The 26,959-nt window shown below is 57.1% G+C and carries 31 protein-coding genes; 24 read left to right on the top strand and 7 right to left on the bottom strand.

What is annotated here, in order from left to right:
- Positions 1 to 107 precede the first annotated feature (107 nt).
- Positions 108 to 1,262 carry a glycosyltransferase gene (locus K8I01_11360; GenBank protein MBZ0221014.1) on the bottom strand — a complete coding sequence of 385 codons (1,155 nt, stop codon included), beginning with the start codon at positions 1,260 to 1,262 and terminating at the stop codon, positions 108 to 110.
- A 56-nt stretch (positions 1,263 to 1,318) separates the two neighbouring features.
- Positions 1,319 to 1,969, bottom strand: coding sequence for a DUF5752 family protein (locus K8I01_11355; GenBank protein ID MBZ0221013.1), 651 nt, complete (start codon positions 1,967 to 1,969; stop codon positions 1,319 to 1,321).
- Between the two features lie 320 nt (positions 1,970 to 2,289).
- On the opposite strand from K8I01_11355, the gene K8I01_11350 reads away from it, so the two are divergent.
- The 11 genes from K8I01_11350 to rimO all read left to right on the top strand — a co-directional run bounded on the left by K8I01_11350 (position 2,290) and on the right by rimO (position 12,927).
- Positions 2,290 to 5,229: a PAS domain S-box protein gene (locus tag K8I01_11350; protein ID MBZ0221012.1), complete on the top strand. Its 2,940-nt coding sequence runs from the start codon at positions 2,290 to 2,292 to the stop codon at positions 5,227 to 5,229.
- A gap of 146 nt (positions 5,230 to 5,375) precedes the next feature.
- On the top strand, positions 5,376 to 5,828 hold the full coding sequence (locus tag K8I01_11345; protein ID MBZ0221011.1) for an Rrf2 family transcriptional regulator: 453 nt from the start codon (positions 5,376 to 5,378) through the stop codon (positions 5,826 to 5,828).
- Between the two features lie 111 nt (positions 5,829 to 5,939).
- Positions 5,940 to 7,142, top strand: a complete 1,203-nt coding sequence (locus K8I01_11340) for an FAD-dependent oxidoreductase (GenBank protein ID MBZ0221010.1) — start codon at positions 5,940 to 5,942, stop codon at positions 7,140 to 7,142.
- A gap of 181 nt (positions 7,143 to 7,323) precedes the next feature.
- Entirely contained in the window at positions 7,324 to 7,650 is a 327-nt protein-coding gene (locus tag K8I01_11335; GenBank protein ID MBZ0221009.1) for a 4a-hydroxytetrahydrobiopterin dehydratase, read from the top strand.
- Positions 7,651 to 7,716: 66 nt separating this feature from the next.
- Positions 7,717 to 8,469, top strand: coding sequence for an SDR family oxidoreductase (locus K8I01_11330; protein ID MBZ0221008.1), 753 nt, complete (start codon positions 7,717 to 7,719; stop codon positions 8,467 to 8,469).
- Positions 8,438 to 8,800, top strand: coding sequence for a dihydroneopterin aldolase (gene folB / locus K8I01_11325; protein MBZ0221007.1), 363 nt, complete (start codon positions 8,438 to 8,440; stop codon positions 8,798 to 8,800). Before K8I01_11330 ends, folB begins: the two co-directional genes overlap by 32 nt.
- Complete coding sequence (folK, locus tag K8I01_11320) at positions 8,800 to 9,309, top strand: 2-amino-4-hydroxy-6-hydroxymethyldihydropteridine diphosphokinase (GenBank protein ID MBZ0221006.1); 510 nt, start codon at positions 8,800 to 8,802, stop codon at positions 9,307 to 9,309. The genes folB and folK overlap by 1 nt, the downstream gene beginning before the upstream one ends.
- A gap of 197 nt (positions 9,310 to 9,506) precedes the next feature.
- A complete protein-coding gene (locus K8I01_11315) occupies positions 9,507 to 9,866 on the top strand; it encodes a hypothetical protein (protein MBZ0221005.1) in 360 nt (119 codons plus the stop codon).
- Between the two features lie 374 nt (positions 9,867 to 10,240).
- Positions 10,241 to 11,083: a zinc metalloprotease HtpX gene (gene htpX, locus K8I01_11310; protein ID MBZ0221004.1), complete on the top strand. Its 843-nt coding sequence runs from the start codon at positions 10,241 to 10,243 to the stop codon at positions 11,081 to 11,083.
- A gap of 182 nt (positions 11,084 to 11,265) precedes the next feature.
- Positions 11,266 to 11,445: a hypothetical protein gene (locus K8I01_11305; protein ID MBZ0221003.1), complete on the top strand. Its 180-nt coding sequence runs from the start codon at positions 11,266 to 11,268 to the stop codon at positions 11,443 to 11,445.
- 135 nt (positions 11,446 to 11,580) lie between these two features.
- Positions 11,581 to 12,927, top strand: coding sequence for a 30S ribosomal protein S12 methylthiotransferase RimO (rimO, locus tag K8I01_11300; protein ID MBZ0221002.1), 1,347 nt, complete (start codon positions 11,581 to 11,583; stop codon positions 12,925 to 12,927).
- On the opposite strand, the gene K8I01_11295 is transcribed toward rimO, so the two are convergent.
- A complete protein-coding gene (locus K8I01_11295) occupies positions 12,905 to 13,216 on the bottom strand; it encodes an MTH1187 family thiamine-binding protein (GenBank protein ID MBZ0221001.1) in 312 nt (103 codons plus the stop codon). The genes rimO and K8I01_11295 overlap by 23 nt on opposite strands.
- 125 nt (positions 13,217 to 13,341) lie before the next feature.
- On the opposite strand from K8I01_11295, the gene K8I01_11290 reads away from it, so the two are divergent.
- The 10 genes from K8I01_11290 (at position 13,342) to K8I01_11245 (ending at position 21,190) form a co-directional block, all read left to right on the top strand.
- Positions 13,342 to 13,674 carry a cytochrome c gene (locus tag K8I01_11290; GenBank protein MBZ0221000.1) on the top strand — a complete coding sequence of 111 codons (333 nt, stop codon included), beginning with the start codon at positions 13,342 to 13,344 and terminating at the stop codon, positions 13,672 to 13,674.
- A gap of 276 nt (positions 13,675 to 13,950) precedes the next feature.
- On the top strand, positions 13,951 to 14,382 hold the full coding sequence (locus K8I01_11285; GenBank protein MBZ0220999.1) for a response regulator: 432 nt from the start codon (positions 13,951 to 13,953) through the stop codon (positions 14,380 to 14,382).
- 18 nt (positions 14,383 to 14,400) lie between these two features.
- Positions 14,401 to 14,586: a hypothetical protein gene (locus K8I01_11280; GenBank protein MBZ0220998.1), complete on the top strand. Its 186-nt coding sequence runs from the start codon at positions 14,401 to 14,403 to the stop codon at positions 14,584 to 14,586.
- A gap of 42 nt (positions 14,587 to 14,628) precedes the next feature.
- Positions 14,629 to 15,816, top strand: a complete 1,188-nt coding sequence (locus tag K8I01_11275) for an OprO/OprP family phosphate-selective porin (protein ID MBZ0220997.1) — start codon at positions 14,629 to 14,631, stop codon at positions 15,814 to 15,816.
- Between the two features lie 195 nt (positions 15,817 to 16,011).
- The gene (locus tag K8I01_11270) at positions 16,012 to 17,010 is read left to right on the top strand and encodes a PstS family phosphate ABC transporter substrate-binding protein (GenBank protein ID MBZ0220996.1); all 999 of its coding nucleotides are present in this window, start codon (positions 16,012 to 16,014) and stop codon (positions 17,008 to 17,010) included.
- Between the two features lie 27 nt (positions 17,011 to 17,037).
- Positions 17,038 to 17,916, top strand: a complete 879-nt coding sequence (pstC, locus tag K8I01_11265; GenBank protein ID MBZ0220995.1) for a phosphate ABC transporter permease subunit PstC — start codon at positions 17,038 to 17,040, stop codon at positions 17,914 to 17,916.
- 16 nt (positions 17,917 to 17,932) lie between these two features.
- Positions 17,933 to 18,829, top strand: coding sequence for a phosphate ABC transporter permease PstA (gene pstA, locus K8I01_11260; GenBank protein ID MBZ0220994.1), 897 nt, complete (start codon positions 17,933 to 17,935; stop codon positions 18,827 to 18,829).
- Between the two features lie 4 nt (positions 18,830 to 18,833).
- Positions 18,834 to 19,592 carry a phosphate ABC transporter ATP-binding protein PstB gene (gene pstB / locus K8I01_11255; GenBank protein MBZ0220993.1) on the top strand — a complete coding sequence of 253 codons (759 nt, stop codon included), beginning with the start codon at positions 18,834 to 18,836 and terminating at the stop codon, positions 19,590 to 19,592.
- A gap of 31 nt (positions 19,593 to 19,623) precedes the next feature.
- Complete coding sequence (gene phoU / locus K8I01_11250) at positions 19,624 to 20,289, top strand: phosphate signaling complex protein PhoU (protein MBZ0220992.1); 666 nt, start codon at positions 19,624 to 19,626, stop codon at positions 20,287 to 20,289.
- A gap of 220 nt (positions 20,290 to 20,509) precedes the next feature.
- A complete protein-coding gene (locus K8I01_11245) occupies positions 20,510 to 21,190 on the top strand; it encodes a response regulator (protein ID MBZ0220991.1) in 681 nt (226 codons plus the stop codon).
- A gap of 38 nt (positions 21,191 to 21,228) precedes the next feature.
- Here K8I01_11245 and arsB read toward each other — a convergent pair whose 3' ends face one another.
- From arsB to K8I01_11225, 4 genes are all read right to left on the bottom strand, one after another.
- On the bottom strand, positions 21,229 to 22,296 hold the full coding sequence (gene arsB / locus K8I01_11240; GenBank protein ID MBZ0220990.1) for an ACR3 family arsenite efflux transporter: 1,068 nt from the start codon (positions 22,294 to 22,296) through the stop codon (positions 21,229 to 21,231).
- Positions 22,296 to 22,679 carry an arsenate reductase ArsC gene (locus K8I01_11235; GenBank protein ID MBZ0220989.1) on the bottom strand — a complete coding sequence of 128 codons (384 nt, stop codon included), beginning with the start codon at positions 22,677 to 22,679 and terminating at the stop codon, positions 22,296 to 22,298. The genes arsB and K8I01_11235 overlap by 1 nt, the downstream gene beginning before the upstream one ends.
- Before the next feature lie 41 nt (positions 22,680 to 22,720).
- Complete coding sequence (locus K8I01_11230) at positions 22,721 to 23,086, bottom strand: metalloregulator ArsR/SmtB family transcription factor (GenBank protein MBZ0220988.1); 366 nt, start codon at positions 23,084 to 23,086, stop codon at positions 22,721 to 22,723.
- A 188-nt stretch (positions 23,087 to 23,274) separates the two neighbouring features.
- A complete protein-coding gene (locus K8I01_11225; GenBank protein MBZ0220987.1) occupies positions 23,275 to 23,673 on the bottom strand; it encodes a rhodanese-like domain-containing protein in 399 nt (132 codons plus the stop codon).
- 364 nt (positions 23,674 to 24,037) lie between these two features.
- Between K8I01_11225 and ndhC the strand changes: the two genes are divergently transcribed.
- From ndhC to nuoC, 3 genes are all read left to right on the top strand, one after another.
- Positions 24,038 to 24,367, top strand: a complete 330-nt coding sequence (gene ndhC / locus K8I01_11220; GenBank protein ID MBZ0220986.1) for an NADH-quinone oxidoreductase subunit A — start codon at positions 24,038 to 24,040, stop codon at positions 24,365 to 24,367.
- Between the two features lie 20 nt (positions 24,368 to 24,387).
- On the top strand, positions 24,388 to 25,002 hold the full coding sequence (locus K8I01_11215; protein MBZ0220985.1) for an NADH-quinone oxidoreductase subunit B: 615 nt from the start codon (positions 24,388 to 24,390) through the stop codon (positions 25,000 to 25,002).
- A 195-nt stretch (positions 25,003 to 25,197) separates the two neighbouring features.
- Complete coding sequence (gene nuoC / locus K8I01_11210; protein ID MBZ0220984.1) at positions 25,198 to 26,955, top strand: NADH-quinone oxidoreductase subunit C/D; 1,758 nt, start codon at positions 25,198 to 25,200, stop codon at positions 26,953 to 26,955.
- Positions 26,956 to 26,959: the final 4 nt, after the last annotated feature.

Genomic DNA, 26,959 nt, shown 5'->3' with positions numbered 1-26,959 from the left:
GCAGGCCAGCATCTATTTTAGCTGTTAAGTGCAGGAATGCAACCCTTAATAAACTTTATGAAGCTAAAACAGGAGGTTAGGAGGTAGGCTCGCGGGGTAAAGGGGCGTCAGATATAGATTACCTTCTCATCCCTTCTTTCAAGGGCTGTCCATATCCCGAGGTAGTTTCTGATATTACGGGTCGTAAGGAAGTTCCTCCTTATATGTTCCCTCCCCGCCTCGCCCATCCTCTCTGCCCGCTCCGGGTCTTCAAGGAGCTGCCGTATTCTGTACGCGGTCCCTTCGACCGAATGGACCAGGAACCCCGTGACGCCTTCTATGACCTGGAGCGGTATGCCGCCCGCGTCCCCGGCTATCACGGGCTTTTTCTTCCAGAGCGCCTCTGCAACGACCAGGCCGAAGCCCTCGCGGGTCGATTTTTGAAGCACTATGTCGGCCCCCCTCTGGAGCGCGTTCACTTCCCGGTCGCTAAAGGGCGGGAGAAGCAATATGTGTATGTCCGGGTCGCCTGCCGCCTTTTCCTCGACCTCCGCGAGCACCCTTTCGCCCTCGGGGTCGTCTGTTGCGGTGCCTCCGGCAAGCACCAGCCTGCAGTCGTGGTATTTTTTCGCGAGCTTGTACGCCTCTATGACGCCCAGCGGGTCCTTGAACGGGTCGAACCTCGATACCTGGAGGAGCACCGGCTTATCGAGCGGCACGCCGAGCCGTTCGTATATGCCACGCACCTCCTCGTCCTCGATGTGGGCGTTCTTCTCGGCAAGGGGGTCTATCGTGGGCTGTATGAGAAATTGGTGGATGGGGAGCGACTGGGCGAAGTTCGCGACCGAGAATATGGAGCCGTCGTACTTTTCGACTATGTCCTTCAACTGGTGCCAGGCTGCCCTGTCAGGCGAGGAGATGTCTATATGGCACCTCCAAATCCAGGTGCCCCTTTTTTTGTAGTCGATGAACATGGCGGGCTGGGGGTCGTGGATTACTACGAAGTCCGCGTCAAGGTCTATCCGTTCCGCGTTCTCCCTGTTCACCCTGGCGTATTCCTCCCACATCTCCTTCGTGAGGGGCCTGCCTCTGCCCTGCAGGGAATTATGGATGTTCTTCGTGACCTCGAAAAAGGGCCGGTCCGCCTGCATGACCTCCCACCTTACGTCCAGGCCGATGTCCTTGAAAAGGGGCACCATCCTGGTGAGGAGCTCCGCCACCCCGCCCCCGGCCGCGGTCGAGTTCACGTGAAGCATCTTCCTGCCGGCGAGGACCGAGGCCATCCTCTCTATTGCGCGGAGGTCCCCCGGCTCGGCTATGCCTTCGTAGTCCTTGAGGCTCACAGCGCCTCCTCGATAAGCGCGGCTATCTTGTCCCGGAGCACCTCGGTCGAATACATGTAAGGATCGAGCGATTTTATCCTGGCCGCTATGCCCGGGCGGCCGAGCGAGGTGGAGAGGTATTCGCTGAAATCGTCTATCGGGCGGCCAAGCCTGAGCCTTGATTCATAGAAATGGAAATATATGCTCGAGAAGTCGACCTCCCGGAGCTTCTGCAGAAAATCATGTAGCTGCGGTCCGGATTCCATGGAGGTCGGCAGCACGATGGTTATCCCTTCGTTGAACATGAACTCGCGCCCGGGCAGGACCGGCCTCGGCGGAGGATAATTATCGAGGTACTCGTGTATTATCCGCATGAGTTCGGAGCGGAGGTCCTCTATTTTCGCGAATTCGAACGGGTTCACGTTCGCGAGCGCTTCAGCAAGGAGCGGCTCGCCAAGCGATTCCGATACCCAGACCGCGAAGTCGTTCGGGAACTCGGGCTCGACCGCATGGGGTTTCAGGAAATACTGGTGCATGTGGTGGAAGATGGACTCGCGGCTTACGTCTTTCATTATATCGAGGAGGTCGAGTATGTCCGCGGCCTTGCGGCCAGTAAGAGTCGTGAGCGCGAAGCACTCGTAAAACCTGAATGTCCTCTCTTCTGCCATGTGTCCACCTTTTGTGCCGGTGTAAGCCGGCCCGGCAAAAAAACGGTCCTTTTAATCTGAACGTAACAGAGCGACGGCCCCCTGTCAAGGATAAGCGGGCCTTCCGTCCGGAAGCAAAAAATGAGCTGAACCCTGCAGATGGCACGGATCCAGGCTATAATACCTCGTTGGAAATCCCATATCGGCACCGTTTAATAAAGGCAATGCCCTTTATGGGGGGTCAATCTTCCATTTAGGCTGACCGCAATAAGATATTTAAAAGCTCAACGAGACTTGTTATATTTGGGAAGGCTCGGAAACCCCGCTTGGAGGTGAAGGGAATGGGGAGCAGGGATTCTGGAATCGACTTTGTCGGGCAGGTATCCTGGGGCACGCATCTCTGCCAGTTCTACGGCACGGAAGACGACCACATGGAAGTGGTCGTCCCGTTCATAGCCGCGGGGCTCAGGTCTAACGAGCGCTGCATGGTAATAACCTCAGGGAGAGAGCAGCATGAAAATGCCCTGAAGGCGCTCGGAGGGGCCGTCCACGACCTCGATCGGCGCATATCAAGGGGCGATATCGAGTTCCTGTGCCATGACGAATGGTACTTGAGCGGGGGCTCCTTCCAGCCCGAAAAGGTGCTTCGGGGTTGGGCCGAGATGCACGACAGGGCATTAAAGGCCGGCTTTGAGGGGCTGAGAATCGTAGGCAACACGCTCTGGCTCGAAAAGAAGCTCTGGAAGAGCTTCATGGAATACGAAGAGGCGGTCAACGGCGCAATACGGAAGCTCAATATGCTCGCTCTCTGCACCTATCCGGTCAAAGGGTGCGGGGCCGCCGAGCTTTTGGAAGCGGCCGCGAGCCACAGGCCCGCGATAATAAAGTGCAACGGGCAATGGAAGTCGATAGAGGGCTTCGGGCATAAGGCCTCTGACAGCGCGCTCAAAGAGAGCGAGCGCCGCTACAGGCTTCTTACGGAGTTCACATCGGATATCGTCTTCAGGATGTCCATAAGGCCGGACGGCGGGCTGGACCTGGAGTGGATAACCGAGGCCTTCGAGAACGTCTCGGGGTACGGCAACTGGGAGATATCCTCCTCAGAGAGCCTTGAGAAGCTCATCCACCCGGAGGATGCGCGGGAGTACCGGGACATGCTCGCGTCGGTATTGTCCGGCAGGCAGTCTGATTCTGAGGTCAGGTACATTTCCAGGGACTCGGGGGTCCGCTGGCTCAAGCTCTATGCTCTGCCTGAATATTACGAGGGGACCAGGATAATAAGGGGGGTAATCGGGCGCGGCAAGGACATAACCCGCAGGAAAAGGGCAGAGGAGAAGCTAAGGGACTCCGAAAGGAAGCACAGGGGGCTTTTCGGGTCCATAAGCGAAGGGATAATCGAGACCTCGCTTGACGGCGCGATCCTCGATTGCAACCAGGCCTGCCTGGAGATGCTCGGCTACTCAAGAGACGAGTTGAAGATGCTCTCGATCTCCGGCATAGCCGGGCCGCCGAAAGGGCGAGCCTCGGAGGAAACCTTGCCCGTCGAGTGCGAGTGCGAGTACCTCCGGAAGGACGGCTCGATTATCCCGGTAAGCCAGAGGATTCTGCCCATAATGGACCCCTCAGGCGTCCTTGTCGGCGCATGGCGGGTGCTTAAGGACCTTTCTCTCACTAAGGAGGCCGGCAGGGAGCTCGATGCCAGGGTGGAGGAAAGTACCCGTGAGCTCAAGGAGCTGATCTCGAGGCACAGGGCGAGCGAGGAGCGCTTCAGGGCTCTTGTCGAGACGACTAGCGACTGGGTCTGGGAGATAGACTCAGAGGGCGTGTATACATACGCGAGCCCGAAAATACTCGAAATACTCGGCTACAGGCCGGAGGAGGTAGTCGGGAGAAACAGGTTCGATTTCATGGCAGCGGACGAGGCGCAAAGCATGAGGGCCGCGTTCAACGAGATTGCCGATATTAAAAAGCCCTTCTCGCTCATAGAGATCCGGAAGGTAAGGAAAGACGGAAGAACGGTCGTCATCGAAACGAGCGGCGCGCCCATACTGGACCCCAACGGCAGCCTCCTCGGGTACAGGGGCGTCGACAGGGACATAACGCCGAGGAAGGCCGAGGAAGAGGAACGGGGCAGGATACAGGACCAGCTCATACAGTCGCAGAAGATGGAGGCCATAGGCGCCCTTGCCGGAGGCATAGCCCACGATTTCAATAACCTCATGGTCGTCATAAAGCTCAATGCCGAGCTTGCCCTTAAACGGGAGCAGCAGAAAGGCGACATAAGGGCCTTCCTTGAGCAGATAGGCATAGCCTCGGAGAGGGCCGAGAACCTTACGAGGCAGCTCCTCATATTCAGCCGCAAGCAGCCCACCCAGATGAGGCCCCTTAATTTGAACGCCAAGGTCGACAACATGCTCAAGATACTTAAGCGCCTCATAGGGGAGAATATACGCATAAGGACCTTTTTCGATTCCCATATAAAGAAGATACGCGCCGACAAGGTGAATATCGAGCAGATCGTAATGAACCTGGTCATAAACGCGAGGGACGCGCTACCGAGGGGCGGGACCATAACCATAAGGACCGACAACGTCGAGGTCTCCGGGAGCGATTCGGCCAGGACAGCCTCGCTATCGGCCGGCGCATACGCACGGCTCACGGTGGAGGACGACGGGGTCGGGATAGAGGGCGGCGTCATAAGGCGCATCTTCGAGCCGTTCTTCACTACCAAGGGGCCGCGCGGCACCGGCCTCGGCCTCGCGGTCGTGCACGGCATAGTGAAAGAGCTCAAGGGCTGGATAGACGTCGAGAGCAAGCCCGGCGCGGGCGCTAGGTTCGAAGTCTACCTCCCGGCCATGGAATGGATGGAAGAGGCGGAGGCAAAGCGGCCCCCCAAGGGACCGCTTCTCGGCAGGGGCGAAAGGGTGCTCGTCGTCGAGGACGAGAAGCTCCTCCGGAAGAGCGTTGCGGTTGTGCTCGCCCGGAACGGATACAGGGTCTTCGAGGCCTCCTCGGCAAAGGAGGCTATTGAGCTGTTCGAGAAAGAGAAGGGCCTCTTCGACCTCGTCTTCAGCGACATGGTCCTGGAGGACAAGGACGGGGTGCGCCTCGTGGACGACCTCCGGGCAAGAAACTCCGCCTTCAAGGCGCTCATCACAAGCGGGTACCTGAACGTGGAGTCGCAGTGGCCGGTGATAAGGGACCGGGGGTTCAATTTCCTCCAGAAGCCTTACGAGGTCACTGACCTCCTGAGGTCAATACGGAACGCGATAGAGAACTGACCCGGCGGATGCCGGCCGTAAGCCGCCGGCCCCCTTTGAATCCGCGGCATATTGCCACCTCCCCAGGGAAACAGCCATATTTAGCTTGACATTGACCCAAATAGGACTAAAATCATCCTTAATGTCTTTTTTTAAGGAGTAGACTTGTGCTTCAACTCACCAGGAACGGCGAATACGCGGTCAGGGCCGTCCTTTACCTCGCATCCCAGCCGCCGGGCAAGCCCGCACTCATAACCGAGATTTCCGAATCGCAGGAGGTGCCGAAGAGCTATCTCTCGAAGATAATGCAGCACCTTGTGCGCGCGGGGCTCGTGAGGTCCCGCCGGGGCATTAACGGCGGCTTTACCCTCGCAAGGTCTGCTGAGACCATAACGCTCAAGGAGACCATCGAGGCTGTCGAGGGACCGATACACCTTAACATCTGTCTCATCAGGAAGGGCGAGTGCCACAGGGACGACTTCTGCCCGGTCCACCCGGTATGGCAGGAAGCGCAGAGGAGGCTTTCGGAGGTGCTGGACGGAAAGACCATGGCCGACCTCGTAAGGGACGGCGAGGCCATCAAAAACCAGCTGAAAAAATCCAGAAGAAAGCAGAAATGACGGAATAAGCCTTATGCCGCCCGCAAGGGCGTGGGGCAGGCATCAGCGGGTGTTTTTGTTATATGCTAAAATGAATCTGTACTGTCTTTGCGTATTTTCAGCGGAGGCCGAATGAAAAGGGGTTTTAAGTACGTTATCGTCGGGGGCGGTCTTGCGGGGGCCTCGGCAATAAAGGGAATAAGGGAGCGCGATAAGAAGGGCGGGGTCCTTCTCATCGGAGCGGAGAGCGAGAGGCCCTATGACAGGCCCCCGCTCACCAAAAAGCTCTGGTTCGGCAAGAAAAAGGTCGAGGACATATTCATCCACGAGCCCGGCTATTACGGCGATAACGGGGTGGAACTCCGCCTCGGGAAAAAGGCGGTGAAGCTCGACCCCGTTGAGAAGACCGTAACCGACGATACGGGGGCCGAATTCGGATATGAGAAGCTTTTGATCGCGACAGGCGGAATCCCGAGAAAGCTCGGCATCCCCGGAGGCGAGCTCGGCGAAGTCATCTATTACAGGGACCTCGGCGACTACACCCGGTTAAGGGAGAGGGCCGGGAAGGGCGCTTCAGCGGTCGTCGTCGGGGGCGGGTTCATCGGCTCCGAGATAGCCGCCTCTCTCAACATGAACGGGGTGGACGTAACAATGGTCTTCCCCTCCCCCTATATCTGCCACAAGGTCTTTCCGGAGGGGCTTGGAAGGGCTGTCCAGGCGGAATTCGGTAAAAGGGGGATAAAGGTATTCGCGAGCGAATCGCCTGCCTCGTTCGGAGGGTCAGGCGGTAAGATGGTAGTAAGGACGACCGGCGAGATGGTCTTCCAGGCCGATGCCGTTATAGTGGGCGCGGGGATAGTCCCCGCTACCGACCTTGCAAGGGGCGCGGGGCTTAAGGTCGAGGACGGCATAATCGTGAACGAATTCATGATGACCTCCGGGCCGGACATATACGCGGCAGGGGACGTGGCCAACTTCCCGTATAAGGAGCTCGGGAAAAGGATGAGGGTGGAGCACTGGGACAACGCCCTCTCGCAGGGGGAGCTCGCGGGCGCCAATATGGCAGGGGGAGCTGAGCCGTACCATCACATGCCGTATTTCTTCTCGGACCTCTTTGATCTCGGGTACGAGGCAGTGGGCGAGGTGAGCTCGTCTCTTGAGACCTTCGCCGACTGGCAGGAAGAGAACATGAAAGGGGTCGTATACTACTTAAGGGACGGCCGCGTGAGGGGAGTAATGCTCTGCAACATCTGGGAGAAGGTTGACGAGGCGAGGGAGCTCATAAAAAAAGGGAAGCATTTTACGCACTCGGACCTTAAGGGAAGGATAAAATAGAGGCGACCTCTAAAAATTGGTCTTTTCCCCGGACTCTGCGTCAGGCCGTGAATAAAATGCTCACATATTGTCATATATGCTCCGCTTTTTATTCCTGGCCTTCCTTGATTGCGGGAAAAATCTCTAATTTAAAGGTTGTCTCTCTTCGTCGGCGTCCTGCGGAAAACAGGGAGGATAAGCCATGAAGCTTTCAGAAGAGAACTGCCGTCCTATTGAGAAGGGGGAGAGCCCCCTTTCCGGGAGCGAGATTCAGGAGCTCACAAGGGAGGTGCCGGGTTGGGCGCAGCGGAACTCGGCGATAGAGAGGGAGTTCAAATTCAAGGACTTCAGCGAAGCAATGGAATTCGTTAACGGTGTCGCGGGGCTAGCGGCCTCAGAGGACCATCATCCTGACATCTCGATCATGTACAACAAGGTCGGCCTGCATCTCGAAACCCACAAGATAGGGGGGCTTTCGAGGAACGACTTCATACTCGCGGCCAAGATAGACGAGATGAAGGCGCATTGAGCCTCGATTGCGAGGCGGGGTGAATATAAGGTCGGATTTACCTGATAAAATCGGAGAAGAAGCCGGATGGCCTGGGAATTGAAGGGAAGGAACGCGCTTGTTACCGGCGGGGCGAAGCGCATAGGAAGGGAAATAGCGATCGCGCTTGCGAAAGAGGGCGCAAACGTATGCATCCACTACAGCAGCTCCGAGGCCGAGGCAAAAGGGGTTAAAGCCGCCCTTGAGTCCATTGGCGTAAAGTCCTGGCTCGTACAGGCCGATTTCGACAAGAAGGGGTATGAGGGCCTCATCGAAAGGGCCGTCAAAGAGACGGGCGGAGTCGACATCCTCGTAAACAACGCGTCCATCTTTCCGCAATCGACCCTTCAGGACATGACACTCGAAGGGCTCTCATCGAACATACGCGTAAACGCCTGGGCCCCGTTTGTCCTCATACGCGACCTTGCGAGGCTTTCGGAAAATGCAAAGGTGGTGAACCTCCTTGATTCGAGACTTTCGGGCTACGACTGGACCCACGCGGAGTACATTCTGAGCAAGCACCTCCTTTCCGTGATTACGAAGATGGCTGCCGTCGAGTACGCGCCCGGGCTCGTAATAAACGCGGTGTCCCCGGGCCTCATACTTCCGCCGCCCGGAAAAGGCATTGAATATATAGAAAGGCTTAAGAAGACCGTGCCGCTCAAAAAGCGCGGAAACCCCGAGGAGATAGCGGCGGCGGCAATCTACCTGCTTAAATCCGAGTTCCTGGCCGGAGAGGTCATATACGTTGACGGAGGGAGGCACCTTATTGAGTACGACAGGGGACCGCATCCTGATTGAAGGGCTTTCGGCCCGCTGCATTATCGGCATAAACCATGACGAGCGGAGGGAAAGGCAGGACGTCGTGATATATATAGACCTCCATGCCGACCTGAAGGCCCCTGGCATATCGGACGATATCGCGGACGCCGTCAACTACAGGGACATCAAGAAAAAGGTCTTAGGGTTCGTCGAGTCCTCGAGTTTCCATCTTATCGAGGCGCTGGCAGAGGGCATAGCAAGGCTCTGCCTTGAGCACCCGTCCGTTCAAAGGGTAAGGGTGAGGGTGGATAAGCCCTCGGCCTTGAGGTTCGCAAGGACCGTGGGCGTTGAGATAACAAGGGGGCGTTAGTGCCTTCGGCCTTCGTGGGTATCGGCTCGAACCTGGACCCTGAAGAGAACCTCAGGAAGGCCTTGCGGCTCCTTTCAGGAGAGGGGCTCTTCGCCCTCTCGACCATATACCGGACCGAGCCCCTTGAGAGGCCTGAGCAGCCCAAATTCCTTAATTGCGTAGCCGGGCTCAGGACGGCAAGACTTCCGATTGAGCTCAAGGCCGAGCTCAAGAATATCGAGGCCTCGCTCGGGCGGGTGCGCACAGATGACAGGTACGCCCCGAGGCCCATCGACCTGGACCTCATCTCCTATGAGGATATAAGGATTGAAGAAGGTGGCCTTGTCCTCCCGGACCCGGAGATAGAGGCCCGCCCCTTCATCGGAATTCCCCTATATGAGCTTGCCCCGCACGCAATGACCCCCTCAGGCAGGCCGCTTGAGGAAGTCGTAAGGAGCTTTCCCGGAATCTGCATGGAGCCGCTCGCCAGTCTTACTGAGAGGCTCAGGAATGAACTTTCACTTCTTTAGCCTGCGCGACATGCCATCCCTTCCTCAACCAGAATCATTTCGTGTTCCGTTGTAAACCCATAAGAGTACGATTTTTAACGATTTTCCAGAAAAAGAGGTTGACATTCTACTTACAGTAGAATATTATGGGGCCTGGACTTAATCCAAAACTCCATGGGAGGATTTTTATTACTATGCTATCCCGTATCGGAAGCCATTTGAAGATAAGCCTTTTCATAGTGCTGGGCATACTGATGCTCCATGCCTATTCGGAAGCCGAAGCCATGAGGGCGGGGATAAAGGAAGCGGAACCCGACAGGGTCTGCATGGTGAACGACGCCGTGATGGGCAGGCCCCAGATACCCGTCGACTTTGAGGGGAAGACTTATTACGGGTGCTGCGCAGGCTGCGTTGAAAGGCTCAAGTCGGACCGGACCGTAAGATATGCCGTAGACCCTGTCACCGGCAAGGAGGTAGACAAGGCCCGGGCAGTGATACTCGAAGGACCGGGGGGCGAGGCGATATATTTCGAGTCCGCTGATTCGGCTGTCCGGTACAGGATAAACGCGATGAAATAAAGGCAACCTCTAAAAATTGGTCTTTTCCCCGGACTCTGGGTAGTTACGGGAAAAGCGGGAAATATCTCTAATTTTTAGAGGCTGCCTAAAAGCCGGAAAGGGCGTTCCCGGACAAAGGACGGGAACGCCCCTCTATTAAAGGCACCCCGTTTACCTTGACAACGCAGGCTATTTCTGTTAAGATTTTTGCCGTAAAGGGGAGTAGCTTGCAATGAACGCCGCCAGCACGGCCACCCGGCCCGGCGCCATTGGTTAGCGGAGCTAACAGCGAGACCTTTACCGCGCTTGGGAGGGCTTTTGGCTTCCCGCGGTATAAGGTTTTTTTTATTTATTAGGTTACCTAACAACCAGAAAGGATACGGAGGCGAACTACAATGAACGGGCTTAAGACCGGAGTTCTCATGCTGACGCTAACGCTCATGCTGGTCGCGGTCGGGGCGGTCATAGGCGGGCAGAGCGGCATGACCATCGCGCTCGTCCTTGCCTTCGGCATGAACTTCTTCAGTTACTGGTTCAGCCACAAGATTATACTCAGGATGTACGGCGCAAAGCCGGTTTCGGAAGCGGAGGCGCCGGAGCTCTACTCGATAGTGGCAAGGCTTTCAAGTGCTGCCGGGCTCCCGATGCCCAGGGTCTACATAATGGAACAGCCCCAGCCGAACGCCTTCGCGACCGGAAGGAACCCGGCCCACGGCGTGGTAGCCGTGACCACGGGCCTTATGAAGATCCTCTCCCGCGAGGAGCTTGAGGGGGTCATCGCGCACGAGCTCGCGCACATAAAGCACAGGGACATACTCGTCGGCACTATAGCCGCCTCCTTTGCCGGGGCCATAAGCTATCTCGCTCAGATGGCCCAGTGGGCCATGATATTCGGCGGCAGGTCCAATGACAGGGACGGCGGAAGCCCCATCGCGGCGATCGTCATGATGATAGTGGGGCCCCTCGCGGCCATGCTCGTGCAGATGGCCATATCGAGGTCCAGGGAATACAAGGCGGACGAGGGCGGGGCAACGATAGCCGGCAACCCTCTGTACCTCGCTAACGCCCTCAGGAAGCTCCACATGGCCTCGCAGAGGATACCGATGGAGGCAAGCCCCGCTACCTCGCATATGTTCATCGTGAGCCCGCTCTCGGGCGGCGCTTTCTTCAAGCTCTTCAGCACGCACCCGCCGATAGAGGAGAGGGTAAAGAGGCTCGAATCCATGCTCCTCGGTTAAACTATCCGGAAGAAATCAAAAGCCCTCGCCGCGACCGGCGAGGGCTTTTTTCATTTCATGCGGTTCAATTTTGAATTCCGAATCCTTTTATTATTTTCTTTAAATCATTCAAGTTTCCTTCCATGCCTCCGATGAGAAGGGTAAACGGGCGTGACAGGTCCGAAAGATAAAGGAGGAAAAGCATGGAAACCAGGTGCATCCATCTCGCCGGGGCCGTATGCAAGGCCTCTTTGAGCAGCATGGTCCCGAGCCTCTTCGACTATGACGCGCTCTGCAACTCCCTTCTCCATTCGAGCTGCCCGGTGTTCCAGGCGCATAAGGAGAAGGGCGAACACACGGAGCTCTTCAAGAAAGCTGTTTAGTACCCAAGGTCGGTATCGATATCTCATCCCACGCCGTCCGGAGCATTCCGGAAGGAGCGGTCTTTTAATAAATTCCATGCCTACGGCGCGTTTAGCCTTGCTCGCCCCCGTTCATTCAAGTTAAAATATCCCATTATGCAAAAGACAGCGGAAAAGGTATGCCTCGTAAGCCTCGGCTGCCCCAAGAACCTCGTTGATTCCGAGGTGATGCTAGGCATCCTCAGGGAGGCAGGGGCTGAGCTTACGACAGATGAAGCGCTAGCGGACGTGATCGTCGTTAACACTTGCGGCTTTATCGGGGACGCGAAGGAGGAGTCGATCGACGCCATCCTGGCCCTTGCCGAGCGGAAGAAGAACGGAAGGTGCAGGAGGCTCATAGTCGCGGGGTGCCTCACCCAGCGCTATAAAGAAGAGCTCGCGGATAGCCTCCCTGAGGTAGACTGCTTCATCGGGACAGGCGAATACCACAGGATTGCAGAAGTGATACGGGAGGACTTCAGGGAGAGGGTGCTCGTAGGCCTTCCTACATACATACACGATTACACGACCCCGCGGATCGTCTCGACCCCGGGCCGCTACGCATACGTAAAGGTGGCGGAGGGGTGCTCGAACCACTGCAGCTACTGCAGCATCCCTTCCATAAGGGGCGGCTTCAGAAGCAGGAGCGTCGAGTCGGTCGTGAGGGAGGCGGCCTCCCTCGCGGAACAGGGCATAAGGGAGATAAATCTCATCGCGCAGGACACTACCTCCTTCGGGAAGGACAGGGGCGCGGGTCTCGAAGGGCTGCTTAAAAATCTCGTCCCCATTAAGGGGATAGAGTGGATACGGCTCCTTTATCTCTATCCCGGTAGGATATCCGACGGGCTCATATCCATAATGGAAGCCGAGAAAAAGGTATTAAGCTACATAGACCTTCCTCTCCAGCACATAAGCCCGCCGGTCTTGAAGGCAATGAACAGGCAGTACACGAGGGCCGAGGTGGAGGGGCTTATCGAGAAGCTCCGCTCAAGGCTCCCGGCCCTGACCTTGAGGACTTCCATCATAACAGGCTTCCCCGGTGAGACGGACAGGGACTTCGAGGAGCTCCTTGATTTCATCGAGGCCGTCCAATTCGACAGGCTCGGCGTTTTCATGTACTCGAGGGAGGAAGGCACCCCTGCATACAATTTCAAAAAGCAGGTCCCGACCAAAGTAAAGGCCGGGAGAATGGACGCGCTCATGAGCGCGCAGCGGGAGATTTCACTCCGGAAGAACAAGGAGCTTGTCGGCAAGACGATAAAGGTGCTCGTTGAGGAGGGCCCGGGCGAGATGTACTCGCTTAAGGGCAGGGCCTCTTCCCAGGCGCCGGACGTGGACGGAGCTGTATACATGAAGGCAACCTTTGCCGCGCCCGGAGATATAATATCCGCAGTTGTGACCGGAGCCGAAGACTACGACCTCTACGCCGAGGCCGCGGGCGCTATTTCCGTAGCTCCTTCTTAAGCCTCTTCTCAACAGACTCGACCTTCGCGGATATCCTCCCCTTCTTCCCTTTCCTGTAATCGACCTTTATGGAGACCGAGACTCGTCCGCAATCCTTCCTCATCCGCTCAAAGCACTTTTTCACGACCCCGAAGACCTCGTCCCAATCGCCCTCGATGACAGTTCCCATCGGGTTGAGCCTGTACGGGAGCCCGCTCCGGTCGATGATTTCAAGCGACCGTGCGACATATTTGCTTACGCTCTCGCCCCTGCCGATGGGAGTCATGCTGAATTCAAGAAGAACCGACATGGTATCTCCTCCTGACCGGTTTTAAGTCCTCGCCGGACTTTGCATGATTTTCCCAAACGCACTTGAAATATGCAAGTCTTACGGATATGCTTTTATTTATTGTTTTTAAACCAAAAGGAGGCCTTATGAAAAGGACCATTTCCTGTGCGGTTTTCACCCTGGCGCTGGCCGTTCCAGGAGCGGCCCTGGCGGCTGACGCGGGGTCGCTTTTCAAGTCCAGGTGCCAGCCCTGCCACGGCCCGGAGGCAAAGGGCACGGCCATAGCGCCGAACCTGGCCAGTAACCAGTTCGTACGGGACGCCTCCAAGGAGGAAATTGCCCAGACCATAACCCAGGGCCGCCAGGGCGCTGACAGGAAATACCCGCAGCAGTTCCCGACCGGAATGCCCCCGCAGAAGCTTTCACAGGACGAGGTGAACCAGCTGGCCGATTATCTTAAGGGACTGCAAGGCCAATAAGGGCAGCAATCTCTAAAAATTTCGAATTTTTAGAAGTTGCCTAAGAAAAATCCATCGACTGGAAGCGAAAAAGCCCGGCGGCAAAACCGCCGGGCTTTTTTTTCAAGCCGGACGGCGGCGTTCCACACTGCCGGATTCGGAGACCCATCTCCCGCTCCGCCTCCCTCGCAATGATCCCTCATTTTTTCTCCTGATCGCAAAACCTTAACGCGCCCGTAACCCAGGCTTTACCTGACTTCTCCATAATAAAAGAAAAAAGCGAAAAAAGGAGAAAGGATGGGAAAGGAAAGGATACTGATAATCGAGGACGAGCTGGATCTTCTGGACCTCGTGGACTTTAACCTCACACGAAAGGGCTACACGACTCGCGGCGCTCTCGACGGAAGCGAAGGGTTAATCCTCGCAAGGTCGTTCTCGCCGGAGCTGGTGATACTGGATCTCATGCTTCCCGGCATCGACGGGTGGGAGCTCTGCAGGCGCATCAAAAAGGAAAGGGCCGGGGTCCGTGTGCTCATCTTGACGGCCAAGGGCCTGCCCGGAGACATGGCAAAGGGCTTGGAGACGGGCGCAGACGATTACATGACCAAGCCATTCGGCCTCGAGGAGCTTTTCACCAGGGTGGAGCGCCTGCTTAAGGGAGGGCCAGGAAACGGAACTATAACACTCCCGTCACACTCCCTTGACAATGGCCGTCTATACTCTTTTTAAAAACGAGGAGAAAAAGAGATGGAATGTCCGTATCTGGAAAAGGGGAGGGTGGCCATGTGCGGCGCGTCAATAACCATGATGGTGCCCTCAATCGAAGAGGAGAAGGCCTGGTGCAGCACCGAAGACCACTACCGCTGCCCGATGCTCGTGAGCCATGTGCTCAGGTCGGGCAGAAGGAAAGAATGCGTAAAGAGGATAGCTTAACAAGTCCCGAGTGGACATACTAAAAGGAGGACGTACAAACAGATGAAGAGGAAACTCATCCTGGCACTCGCTTTCGCAACTCTCGGCGCCTGTATGGTATCAGGCTCCGCGGCCCCGGCCCACGCAGGTTTTGTGTTCGGCGACGAGACAAAGGGCGTGAAGTTATCACAGAACGAGTCCGACATGACCATTAGGCTCAGGCTCCAGCCCAGGCTCGACTTCGGCGACACCATAAAATCAAAGGACGGAAGCTCGTACGCGTCGCAGAGCGACCTGTACCTGAGAAGGGTGCGGCTTGAGCTCGGCGGAAGCCTCCTCGCGAAGACCCTGACCTACAATGTCACCCTCACCGCAGACAAGTGGGACAAGGCCGGAAACTCCAACGAGGTCGGCATACAGTACGCTTACCTCAAATGGAATGCCGATGACGCCCTCACCCTGACTGCCGGTAAGGAGAAGCTCCCGTTTTCAAGGGTATCGCTTGTTTCTTCGTCCAAGCAGCTCGTCATAGAAAGGCCGGTCTCCACAGAGGCCGCAAAGAAGGTATTCGGTAAGACCGACGCCTACTACCAGCCGAAGCTCGCGGCATCGGGAAAGCTAGTCGAGGGCATCTTCGCCTATGAGGTGGCCGTGGCCGACGGATGGCAGAATGGGGAGGCGGTACAGACCGGCAGGACGGTATTCAAGGCGGCCCCGCTCTACGCGGCAAGGGTCGAGCTCTCCCCACCAGGATGGGTCGAGAAGTCCAAGAGCGATGCCCACCTCGGCAAGGGGCAGCACCTTACCCTCGGCGCGAACATCGTCAACCAGGACGGCATAGAATACAAGGAAAACGGGTTCGAGGAGGACAGAACCCTCCTGGGCTTCGATATCTCAGGGCACCTGAACGGGCTTACCGCCCAGTTCGAGTATAACGCCTGGGAGGTCGACTCGTCCGACCCGGCGGTCGGCGCCACCAAGCCCAGGGGCTGGTACGCGCAGGCAGGCTACTTCATAGACGGCCCGAACATCGAGCCCGTGGCCAGGTACGAGGTCTACGACCAGGACTCGAACGCCGCGGACAAGGAGGAGAAGATAACGACCTTAGGCGTCAACTGGTACGGGAAGGGGCACAGCCTCAAGGTGGGGGCGAACTGGGTGCGCCACGAGTTCGACAAGAACGCGAGCGGCAAGCTTACGAACGCCGATTCCAAGGACCTCTTCCAGGTGCAGGCGCAGATGTACTTCTAAAAAATTAAAGCGTTTACAGGGCCGCAGACACCCTGTAAATACCCGCGTAAGCAGCGGGCTCTTCATCCGGCAGGGCGGGAGCGTCCACCCTCCCGCCCTTCTTGTCTAACGGCTTATTTACGCCAATTTGGCGCAAATAAGTAAAAAGAACTGTTAATAAAATATACAAAGACAAAAAAGAGAACGGAGAAAGTCATGAAAAGAATGAAGATGGCGGTTTTTTTGATGTCGGCGATATTGATATCCACAGCCACGGCAGGCAACGCGGCCTCGACGATCAAGGTAGACGGATCGTCGACGGTCTACCCGATAACCGAGGCGGTCGCCGAGGAGTTCCAGAAAGTAGAAAAGGGCGCGGTAAGGGTGACCGTCGGGATATCGGGCACAGGCGGGGGCTTCAAGAAGTTCTGCGCCGGCGAGACCGACATAAGCGACGCGTCGAGGCCCATAAAGCCCTCCGAGGTCGAGCTCTGCAAGAAGAACGGCATAGAGTACATAGAGCTTCCCGTTGCCTACGACGGTCTGGCCGTTATGGTCAATCCGAAGAACGATTGGGTCGACTACATGACACCGGCCGAGCTTAAGAAGATATGGGAGCCTGCGGCCCAGGGAAAGGTCACGAGATGGAGCCAGGTGCGCCCGAACTGGCCTGACAAGGAGATCCGCCTTTACGGCCCGGGCGTCGATTCGGGCACATTCGACTACTTTACCGAGGCGATAGTCGGAAAGTCGCAGTCGAGCCGCGGGGACTTCACCGCGAGCGAGGACGATAACGTACTGGTGCAGGGCATAGCGACCGACCCGCTCGCGCTCGGCTTTTTCGGGGTGGCCTACTACGAGCACAACGCAGACAAACTCAAGCTCGTGGCCATAGACGACGAGAACGACTCTAACGGCAAGGGCCCAATCCTCCCCACCTACGAGAATGTTCTTGAGAGCACATACCAGCCCCTGGCGAGGCCGATCTTCATCTACGTGAGCAAGGAATCGGCGAAGAAGCCAGAGGTCAAGCGTTTCGTGACCTTCTACATGAAAAAAGGCGCCGAGCTTTCGAAGGAAGTGGGCTATATCGCGCTGCCGGCAAAGGCGTATGAGCTCGCGCTTAAAAGGTTCGAGAAGCCGATGCTCGGTTCGGTATTCGGCGGCAAAGGCGCACAGGTCGGTGTGAAGATAGAAGACATCCTGAAAAAATAAGGAAGACGGAGTTGCATTGAATTGAAGCTGAACCGCATAAAAGAGGTGCTGATAGAGAGGGCGCTGTTCCTTAGCGCCCTCTTCTCCGTCCTCATAACCGCAGGCATAGTCCTGGTCCTAATATTCGAGACCTACAATTTTTTCAGGGAAGTCTCGATACTGGAGTTCTTTACCGGCACCCAATGGACGCCGCTTTTCGCCGAGAAGCACTTCGGCATACTGCCACTTTTTGCGGGCACACTCCTGACCACGGCCATAGCTATACTTGTGGCGCTGCCTTTCGGGCTTGTGAGCGCGGTATACCTGAGCGAATACGCCCCCGAGAGGCTGAGGTCCGCGGTCAAGCCGGCCCTTGAGGTGCTCGCGGCGGTGCCAACCGTGGTCTACGGCTATTTTGCGCTCCTTTTCGTGACTCCGCTCCTGCAGAAGGTGATCCCGGGCCTTGCGGGGTTTAACGCTCTTAGCCCCGGCATAGTGATGGGCATCATGATCATACCGATCATATCGTCCCTGAGCGAGGATGCCCTGCGCGCCGTGCCTATGGGGCTCCGCGAAGGCGCGTTTGCCATGGGTTCGACCAGGTTCCAGGTGGCCTACAGGGTCGTGGTGCCGGGCGCTTTTTCCGGCATCGCCGCGTCATTCATACTCGGCATCTCGAGGGCCGTCGGAGAGACCATGATCGTGGCCATAGCCGCTGGCCAGCAGCCGAGGCTCACGCTCAATCCGCTGGTGCCGATGGAGACCGTGACGGCGTATATCGTCCAGGTCAGTCTCGGGGATACGCCTACCGGCACTATAGAGTACAGCACCATTTTCGCCGCTGGCATGACCCTCTTCGTGGCCACGTTCATCCTGAACGTCGCAAGCAACTGGCTGAAGAACAAATTCAGGGAGAAATACGAATAGAAGGGACCGACAGGCAATGAAAAGCTCCGCCGCTAATAAATTCATCGACAGGGCCTACGGCGTGCTCGGTCTCGCCGCCACCCTGTTCGGGCTGCTTGTGCTGGCGATACTCATCGCGGATGTGGTCATCGACGGGTTCGGGAGGCTCTCCTGGCAATTCTTGACCTCATACCCGTCGAGGAGGCCGGCCGAGGCCGGGATTCTCTCGGCATGGGTGGGCTCGGTCTGGATACTCGCGACCACGCTCGTCATCGCTTTCCCCCTCGGGGTCATGGCCGGCATCTATCTCGAGGAATACGCGGGAAAGAGCAGGCTCTCGGATTTTATCGAAATAAACATAGCCAATCTCGCGGGGGTCCCTTCGATAATCTATGGTCTCCTCGGCCTCGGCCTTTTTGTCAGGGCACTCGCGCTGGACAGGAGCGTCCTTTCAGGCGCGCTCACCCTCGCGGCCCTCGTCCTGCCGATAATCATAATCGCCACTAGGGAGGCCCTGAAGGCGATACCGTTTTCGATAAGGGAGGCCGCTTACGCCCTCGGGGCGACCCGCTGGCAGACGGTGCGCTTGCAGGTTCTGCCGGCGGCCATGCCCGGCATACTCACCGGGACCATACTCGCGCTTTCGAGGGCGGTGGGCGAGACAGCGCCGCTCATAACCATAGGGGCCCTGACCTATGTGGCCTTTCTGCCATCAAGCCCGGTATCGACGGAGTTCCCGTTCTTGAGCGCCAGGGGGCTTTTCGACCCGTTCACGGTGCTGCCCATACAGATATTCAACTGGGTCTCCAGGCCACAGAAGGGGTTCTTCGAGAACGCCTCCGCCGGCATAATCATACTCCTCGTGCTGACATTCGTGATGAACGGGATAGCCGTCTGGCTCAGGCACAGGTATCAGAAAAAAATTAGATGGTGAGACCATGACAGAGCCAGTTTTCAAAGTCCGCGGGCTGTGGGCGTATTACGACGGGAAAGAGGCGCTCAAGGACATAAACCTCGACATACCCGGAAAGGCCGTGACCGCCATCATAGGCCCTTCAGGTTGCGGCAAGTCAACTTTCATAAGGTGTTTCAACAGGATGAACGACCTTGTGCCCAAGTTCTCCGTCAGGGGCGAGATAATGTACGGGGGCACTAACGTATACGACAGGTCGGTGGACGTAACCGGGATAAGGAGGCAGATAGGGATGGTCTTCCAGAAGCCGAACCCGTTCCCCAAGTCGGTTTATGAAAATGTCGCCTACGGCCTGAGGATCCAAGGCGTAAACAAAAAGAGCGAGCTGGACCGCGTCGTGGAGTCAAGCCTTACGAAGGCCGCGCTCTGGGGCGAGGTCAAGGACCGGCTGGGCTCCAACGCCCTGGCTCTTTCCGGAGGCCAACAGCAGCGGCTCTGCATCGCGAGAGCCATCGCCACGGAGCCGCGCGTGATCCTCTTCGACGAGCCGTGCTCCGCCCTCGACCCAATCGCCACGGCGAAGGTCGAGGACCTCATAGCCGAGCTTAAGAAGGACTATACCGTCATCATAGTCACGCACAACATGCAGCAGGCCGCGAGGATATCCGACTACACGGGTTTTTTCATGCTTGGTGAGCTAGTCGAGTTCGACCTTACCCAGAAGATATTCACAAACCCGGCGAACAAGGTTACAGAGGACTACATAACCGGAAGGTTCGGTTGATAAAAATTAAATTTCGGAGAAGGGGTTGCGTATGACGCGGGAAGCCTTTCACAGGGCGCTGAACGAGGTGCAGAGGGAGCTCCAAGAGATGTCGGAGATGGCCGGCGCCGCATTAAAGGCGGCGATGGAGGGCCTGAAGGACAGGGACCTGGAAAAGTCCAGACAAGTGATCAGGGATGACGTCCTGGTTAACAGGAAGCGTTTCGACATAGAGGAGAAGTGTGTCAGGCTCATTGCCACGCAGCAGCCGACTGCAATAGACCTGCGCCTGCTCTTTTCCATGCTGAACATCATAACCGATCTCGAGAGGATAGGAGACCACGCCGAAGGCATAGCCAAGATAAGCGTCTCCATCGGGGAGTCCCCCCTTGCGAAGCCCCTGACGGACATGCCCAGAATGGCCGAAAAGGCGCGGACCATGCTATGTAGGTGCATGGAAGCGTTCAGGGATAGGGACATAGAAGCCGCGAGAGACATCTGCGGCGAGGACGACGAAGTGGACGCGCTTTATGACGACATATACAACGAGCTTATACTACTCATGGTCCAGAACCCGGCTCTCATAAAGGACGCTACCTTCCTCATATGGGCCTCTCACAACATCGAAAGGATAGCAGATAGAGTGACGAACATCGCCGAAAGGGTGGTCTACATTGCGACCGGCAGGATGGAAGAGATGAACACGTCTAAGTATTGAGTTGGTCCGGCGTATTTGCTTGCCGATGTGGGTGTGCCACCTGTCTGTATATGGTCGCTGGGTGAACCGGACAGCCTGCGAAGAGAGAGCCGTATGGAAGTGGTAAAACCCCGAAAAATAGCCGCACGAAAAAATGCCGCCTCATGACGGGACGGCTTTTTTATGAGATCTCAACGTCCCCGTAACATTGCCTTAACAATGACAGAATAGAATTCTACACATGAGACAGACCGTGCTTGCGATAGACGACGAAACCGATATCCTGAAGCTCCTGAGGTATAACCTTTCCAACTCGGGATACGGCTTCCTGGAGGCGGAGGACGGGCCCGAAGCCCTGGAGCTTGCGAAAAAATCCCTGCCTGACCTGATACTGCTTGATGTGATGCTACCGAACATGGACGGGAACGAGGTCCTTAAGCGGCTGAAGGCCGACCAGGACACAAAAGGCATTCCGGTCATCATGCTCACGGCAAAGGGAGAGGAGATAGACAGGGTGCTGGGTCTTGAGCTGGGCGCGGACGATTACATCGTTAAGCCTTTTAGCCCGAGGGAGCTTCTCCTGAGAATAAAGGCGGTGATGGGAAAGGGGCGGGGCGGCGCGCCGAAGGTGCTGGGCGCCGGGCCGCTCTCAATAGACACCGAAAGGTTCGCCGCGTTCGCGGACGGAAGAAGACTCGACCTGACCACAGCCGAGTTCAGGCTCCTGCTGGCCCTCGTTGATTCCAGGGGCAGGGTGCTAGGCAGGGAAACGCTCCTCAGGCGCATGGGAGGAGATGATATGACCGCCGGCTCACGGACCATAGACACGCACATAAGGAAGCTCAGGATTAAGCTCGGGGCGTATGCCGGGCTTATCGAGACCGTAAGAGGATCTGGTTACAGGTTCATCGGAGGCGAGTAGGTCATTAAAAAGTCGGCTTGGTATGAATGCCGTGCATGTCAGGAGTTGCTCCTTAGCCGAAGCTCTGAAGCTTCCGTCCCGAAGACCCGTTTTCTGAAATACACTGACACATTCACAAGGGCCATCATTACCGGCACTTCCACGAGCGGGCCGATTACAGCTGCGAACGCCGCCTGCGAATGTATGCCGAAGGTGGCGATCGCAACGGCTATGGCCAGCTCGAAATTATTCGAGGCGGCGGTAAACGCGACTGTTGCGGTCTTGGCGTAATCCGCTTTGACCAGCCTTCCCATCCAGAAGCTTACGAGGAACATGACCAGGAAATAGACGAGGAGCGGCAGGGCTATGAGCGCGGCGTCTAGCGGGATCCTCATCACCTCCCCGCCCTTCAGGCTGAACATGACGACAATGGTAAGGAGGAGGGCCGCAAGGGTAATGGGGCTTATCTTAGGGATGAACGAGCCCTCGTACCAGTCCCTCCCTTTGAGCCGTACGAGGACGAGCCTGGTAGCCATCCCCGAGAAGAACGGTATGCCTAGGTATATAAGGACGCTCTTCGCTATCTCCGGTATGCCTATGCTGACGACCGCGCCTTCCGCGCCCAAAAGCGGAGGAAGGAGCGTTATGAAGAACCAGGCGTAGATGCTGTAGAAGAATATCTGGAATAGGCTGTTCACGGCCACTATGCCCGCCGCGTATTCCGAATCCCCTCCGGCGAGGTTGTTCCAGACTATGACCATTGCGATGCAGCGCGCAAGCCCCACGAGTATGAGGCCAGCCATGTAGCCCGGGTGGTTTCCGAGGAAGAATATCGCCAGGCCGAACATGAGCGCCGGGCCGATAAGCCAGTTCTGTATAAGCGATACGGCGAGGATTTTCCCGTCCCTGAAGACTTTTCCGAGCTCCTCGTAGCGGACCTTCGCAAGCGGCGGGTACATCATGAGTATGAGTCCTACAGCTATTGGTATATTGGTCGTGCCGCTACCGAGCGAATCTATTGCCGCTGAAAGCGGAGGAAAAGCCCAGCCCGCGAGGACGCCCCCGGCCATGGCCAGAAACACCCAGAGGGTAAGGAACCTGTCTATGAAAGAAAGCCTTGCTGTCATTACGAATCCTTTTGCAGTATGTCCGGAAGTTTCTTTACGAAGTCTCGTATCTCGTCCCTGACCCTCCGGTAATGCGAAAGGGCCTCCTCGCGGCTCCGTGCGCTCCTGGCGAGCCTTGGCGGGTCGTCGAACCCTGCATGGATCACACGCGGGGCTCCGGGGAAAAGGGGGCAGTTCTCGTCAGCATCCGAGCAAACAGTTATCACGAGGTCGAAACGCCTGGACTTCAAGGAATCAATACCCTTCGAGGCCTGGCCGCTTATGTCCACGCCGGCCTCCAGCATGGCCTCGATTGCGAGCGGGTCAAGCCCCTTGGGCTTCGTGCCAGCGGATTCGGCCTCGACCCTCTCGGCCCAGAAGTGGCGCGCCCATCCCTCGGCCATCTGGCTCCTGCACGAGTTCCCCGTGCATAGGAATAGGATCTTTATTTTTTCGCCTGAGTCCTGCAAAGCTCCTCCCTAGAGACCCCTGTAATCTTTTCAAGGCTCTTCAAGTCCCTCGTGACGGAGCTGTTCCCGGCGAGCGATTCCCTGACCCATCTGAGGGCCTTCCGTACTGAAGGAGAGGCGTCCCGGCCCGCGAGCCTGAAATATACCCACCTGCCGTCTTTCCGGGAGCTTATGAGTCCGGCCTGCTGAAGCAGGCTAAGATGCTTGGAAACCGTGGACGGAGCAAGCCCGAGGAGGCCGACTATCTGGCATACGCAGAGCTCACCCCCGCAAAGGGCCATAACGGCCCGGAGCCGCGCCCTGTCGGAGAGGGCCTTTGCTATATGGAGCGTTTCGTTCATCCTTATAATACTATAATTCGCCAAATGACGAATTGTCAAGGGCTAATGCATAAGCATGTTTGAGGGTCTTACGCTCAAAAGCGCGGAGCCGCGCTAAAGGCCTCTTGCAATAAGTCCCTGAAGAAAACTGGATACGAAAGAAATATGCGGGGCTGAGGCAGGCGGATGCTTCCTGGAAAGGGCAGTGATTATTTCCCCGAGCCGGAGATGGTCTCTCTCCCGGATTTTATCCAGGCGTTTATGCCGCCCTCGAGGTCGCGGACTCCTTTGAAGCCCTTCCAGCCTAAAACGCCGCGGGCCGTCTGGCTCCTCTTGCCGGAGCGGCAATAGAGGATTATATGGCCGTCTTCCGGGAGGCTTTCTACGTTATCGAGGGTATCAAGCGGCATGAGGACGCTACCCGGGATATGGGCCTCTTCGTGCTCCTTGGGGGTGCGGACGTCTATGAGGATCACGCGCTCGCCTCGCTCCATCATGGCATTCAATTCCTCGGCGGTCACCCTGGCCGGGTCAGCCGCAATGGATACCGATGCGAAGCAGGCGATAATGAACGCGAGTGGGATGGCCGTGAAAAGCAGGTTACGCATGGCCGCATTATATATCAGTTCAGGCCCTGGGGCAAAATATTTTTTGGAAAGGCGTTGCCTGTAGCATGACGATCCTCGAAATCAGCATCCATCCAGACAAGCGGGGCCTGCGCCATTTATCTAATGAAATTCCATTTTCCGTCTTGCCCGCCTTCCTTGACAATCAGGCCTTGTGTGTTAGGTTTTATTGAGAGCGCGTATACAAGCGTATCGCGCCCTGCCGGAAGCGCGCCACATTCCGCCAACCCGGCGTTTTCCTGGAGAAATACAGCCCGGGGGTATTTGCTTGAGCGCTGCTGCCCAATACGCTCCGCTTTGGCCGCTTGCCGTTTATTTTATCGCGGTAGTCCTCCTTGTCGGGGCCATGCTCGCCCTCTCCCATGTGCTGGGCGAGCGGAGGAGAGAAAGGCTCACCTCCGTCCCCTATGAGTCCGGCGTGATAGCCACCGGCTCAGCCCGCCTCCATTTCGACGTGAAATTCTACATGGTCGCCATGTTCTTCGTCATTTTCGACATGGAGGCCGTCTTCGTATTCGCCTGGGCCGTTTCCGCCCGAGAAGCAGGCTGGGCCGGATATATCGAGATGCTCATCTTCATATCAATACTTCTTGCCGCGCTCTTTTATTTATGGAAGCTTGGAGCCCTCGAATGGGGCACCTCCATGAAGATAAGGAGAAAAACAGAGCCTCTCTGAATATCAAGCGGGGGCGGATTATGCGACTGAATATCGGTGAGGCGGGCAGGCCGGCGGACGGGGAAGCGCCGCGCCGGAACTTTTTGCTTACGAAGCTCGAGGACATGGTGGCATGGGGGAGAAAGAACTCCCTCTGGCCGCTTAACTTCGGGCTTTCGTGCTGCTATATCGAGATGGCCGCAAGCATTACGAGCAGGCACGATTTAGCGCGCTTCGGTTCCGAGGTCCTCCGGTCGAGCCCCAGGGAGGCGGACCTTATGATAGTGGCCGGCACCGTATTTGTGAAGGTAGCGCCCATGGTAAAGAGGGTCTACGAGCAGATGATGGCCCCCAAATGGGTAATCTCAATGGGCTCGTGCGCAAACTCCGGCGGCATGTACGATATCTATAGCGTTGTCCAGGGCGTTGATTCGATATTGCCGGTCGACGTCTATGTGCCGGGATGCCCGCCGAGGCCCGAGGCGCTCACGGAGGGGCTCATCCTCCTTCAGAAGAGAATAGCCGCGGAGAGGAGACCTGCTACCTGGATAACGGGCGCGGGCGAGGCGAGGGAAAAAAAGGAGCTTCCAGTCATGCGGGAGCAAAAAGGCTGGAGAAAAGAGGCTACTACGCTAAGGGAGCCTGACGAGGCCTGATGCCGTCATGGGCTGCCGAAAAAGCCCGCCTGAAGGCGTCGTCTTCAAAAATTGACACTCCGCGTACAAAGAAAGTACGCCTCATTCCTCATTTTTCGACTCCTTGTGTCTTGAGCTTTTGAGCAGCCTGAGCGTGTTTTTTATTTCCAGCAAGCTGTTAATCTGTCGTATCCCTGATACTTGAGATGGGGCGCTATGTCCATTGCAGCGACATCGAACATATTGGAGGACTTGGCATCCAAGTTCGGCGGGGGCTCGGTAAGACCGCAGCCCACCGCCGACAGCGTGCCGACCTTCTGGACCCCGAAGGAGAAGGTGCTGGAGGTTCTCAAGTATCTAAAGACCGGCATCGAGGGCCCGTACAGGATGCTTTACGACCTCACGGCCATTGATGAGCGCACTCGCCGGAAGCGCCAGGGGCAGCCCGAGAGCGACTTTACAATCGTCTATCACCTCCTCTCTTTCGACCGTAACGAGGACCTGAGGATAAAGGTCGCTCTCAAAGGGGAGAGCCCATCAATACCGTCGGCGACCGGGGTGTGGAGCTCGGCCAACTGGTACGAAAGGGAGCTATGGGACATGTTCGGGGTCCGGGCAGAGGGGCACCCGAACCTTAGGCGCATACTCATGCCGCCGTCCTGGGAAGGGCATCCGCTCCGCAAAGACCACCCGGCGCGGAGGACCGACATGGAGAGGTACACCCTCCCGCTTGAAAAGGAGGTCAAGGAGGAGGCGGCGCTCAGGTTCGTCCCCAAGGAATGGGGGATATACAGGACGGAGGAGAACGGGAGCGAGTTCATGTTCCTCAACATGGGCCCGCACCACCCGGGCACCCACGGAATATTCCGCATCATACTCGAGCTCGACGGCGAGGAGATTGTGAACGCCTTCCCGGATATCGGCTACCACCACCGCGGGGCCGAGAAGATGGGGGAGAGGCAGACCTGGCATACCTACATACCGTATACCGACAGGATAGACTACCTGGCCGGGCCGCTTAATAACTTCCCGTACGTGCTCGCCGTCGAGCGGCTCGCGGGCATAGAGGTGCCGGAGAGGGCGAAGGTCGCCCGCGTGATGTTCGCGGAGCTCTTCCGCATAGCGAGCCATCTTGTCTGGTACGGGACATTCGCGCAGGACCTCGGGCAGCTCGCCCCGGTTTTTTTGACCTTCAATGACAGGGAGCGAGCCTACTCCATAATAGAGGCGGTCTCCGGCTTCCGCATGCATCCGGCCTGGTTCAGGATAGGCGGCGTACAATCCGACCTGCCCAAGGGATGGGAGAGGCTCGTGAGGGATTTCATAGAATACCTGCCGCCGAGACTCATGGAATACGAAAAGCTCGTAATGAAAAACGCGATAGTGAGGGCGCGCACAAGGGGCATAGGCATGCTCACCCTCGACCAGGCCATTGACTGGGGCGTGACGGGCCCGAACCTCCGTGCCTGCGGCATCGAGTGGGACTTCCGTAAGAAGCGCCCCTATTCAGGCTATGACCAGTTCGAGTTCGACATCCCTACCGCCGAGGAGGGCGACAGCTACGCAAGGGCTTTGGTAAGGGTCGAGGAGATGCGCCAGAGCCTCAGGATACTGAAGCAGTGCCTCGAGAACATGCCCGCGGGGGCCATTAAGAGCGACCACCCGCTCGCGACCCCGCCCAGGAAAGAACAGACCATGCGGGACATCGAAACACTCATAGGCCATTTCCTCTCCGTAAGCTGGGGCCCGGTCGTCCCGGCAGGAGAGGCCGCGGTCGGCACCGAAGCCGCGAAGGGGAACAACACCTATTACCTCGTAAGCGACGGGGACACCTCTTCCTACAGGACCCGCATACGCACCCCTTCATTCCCGCACATTCAGGCGCTCCCGCTCATGTGCAAGGGCTTCGAGATAGCCGACCTTATCGCCATACTGGGGAGCATCGATTTCGTGATGGGCGACGTGGACCGCTAAGGAG

It is taken from the genome of Deltaproteobacteria bacterium (assembly GCA_019912665.1).
In the GTDB taxonomy this organism is placed as follows: Bacteria; Desulfobacterota; GWC2-55-46; order GWC2-55-46; family GWC2-55-46; genus UBA5799.
Note: the sequence above shows the minus strand (reverse complement) of the source record. Positions and strands in the feature narration are given on the sequence as shown.

Coding starts and splice junctions, on each gene's coding strand:
- K8I01_11360 (MBZ0221014.1), bottom strand. CDS start 1,262: ATGGCCTCGGTCCTCGCCGGCAGGAAGATGCTTCACGTGAACTCGACC.
- K8I01_11355 (MBZ0221013.1), bottom strand. CDS start 1,969: ATGGCAGAAGAGAGGACATTCAGGTTTTACGAGTGCTTCGCGCTCACG.
- K8I01_11350 (MBZ0221012.1), top strand. CDS start 2,290: ATGGGGAGCAGGGATTCTGGAATCGACTTTGTCGGGCAGGTATCCTGG.
- K8I01_11340 (MBZ0221010.1), top strand. CDS start 5,940: ATGAAAAGGGGTTTTAAGTACGTTATCGTCGGGGGCGGTCTTGCGGGG.
- K8I01_11335 (MBZ0221009.1), top strand. CDS start 7,324: ATGAAGCTTTCAGAAGAGAACTGCCGTCCTATTGAGAAGGGGGAGAGC.
- K8I01_11330 (MBZ0221008.1), top strand. CDS start 7,717: ATGGCCTGGGAATTGAAGGGAAGGAACGCGCTTGTTACCGGCGGGGCG.
- htpX (MBZ0221004.1), top strand. CDS start 10,241: ATGAACGGGCTTAAGACCGGAGTTCTCATGCTGACGCTAACGCTCATG.
- K8I01_11305 (MBZ0221003.1), top strand. CDS start 11,266: ATGGAAACCAGGTGCATCCATCTCGCCGGGGCCGTATGCAAGGCCTCT.
- rimO (MBZ0221002.1), top strand. CDS start 11,581: ATGCAAAAGACAGCGGAAAAGGTATGCCTCGTAAGCCTCGGCTGCCCC.
- K8I01_11295 (MBZ0221001.1), bottom strand. CDS start 13,216: ATGTCGGTTCTTCTTGAATTCAGCATGACTCCCATCGGCAGGGGCGAG.
- K8I01_11290 (MBZ0221000.1), top strand. CDS start 13,342: ATGAAAAGGACCATTTCCTGTGCGGTTTTCACCCTGGCGCTGGCCGTT.
- K8I01_11285 (MBZ0220999.1), top strand. CDS start 13,951: ATGGGAAAGGAAAGGATACTGATAATCGAGGACGAGCTGGATCTTCTG.
- K8I01_11280 (MBZ0220998.1), top strand. CDS start 14,401: ATGGAATGTCCGTATCTGGAAAAGGGGAGGGTGGCCATGTGCGGCGCG.
- K8I01_11275 (MBZ0220997.1), top strand. CDS start 14,629: ATGAAGAGGAAACTCATCCTGGCACTCGCTTTCGCAACTCTCGGCGCC.
- K8I01_11270 (MBZ0220996.1), top strand. CDS start 16,012: ATGAAAAGAATGAAGATGGCGGTTTTTTTGATGTCGGCGATATTGATA.
- pstA (MBZ0220994.1), top strand. CDS start 17,933: ATGAAAAGCTCCGCCGCTAATAAATTCATCGACAGGGCCTACGGCGTG.
- pstB (MBZ0220993.1), top strand. CDS start 18,834: ATGACAGAGCCAGTTTTCAAAGTCCGCGGGCTGTGGGCGTATTACGAC.
- phoU (MBZ0220992.1), top strand. CDS start 19,624: ATGACGCGGGAAGCCTTTCACAGGGCGCTGAACGAGGTGCAGAGGGAG.
- K8I01_11245 (MBZ0220991.1), top strand. CDS start 20,510: ATGAGACAGACCGTGCTTGCGATAGACGACGAAACCGATATCCTGAAG.
- arsB (MBZ0220990.1), bottom strand. CDS start 22,296: ATGACAGCAAGGCTTTCTTTCATAGACAGGTTCCTTACCCTCTGGGTG.
- K8I01_11235 (MBZ0220989.1), bottom strand. CDS start 22,679: ATGGCCGAGGGATGGGCGCGCCACTTCTGGGCCGAGAGGGTCGAGGCC.
- K8I01_11230 (MBZ0220988.1), bottom strand. CDS start 23,086: ATGAACGAAACGCTCCATATAGCAAAGGCCCTCTCCGACAGGGCGCGG.
- K8I01_11225 (MBZ0220987.1), bottom strand. CDS start 23,673: ATGCGTAACCTGCTTTTCACGGCCATCCCACTCGCGTTCATTATCGCC.
- ndhC (MBZ0220986.1), top strand. CDS start 24,038: ATGCTCGCCCTCTCCCATGTGCTGGGCGAGCGGAGGAGAGAAAGGCTC.
- K8I01_11215 (MBZ0220985.1), top strand. CDS start 24,388: ATGCGACTGAATATCGGTGAGGCGGGCAGGCCGGCGGACGGGGAAGCG.
- nuoC (MBZ0220984.1), top strand. CDS start 25,198: ATGTCCATTGCAGCGACATCGAACATATTGGAGGACTTGGCATCCAAG.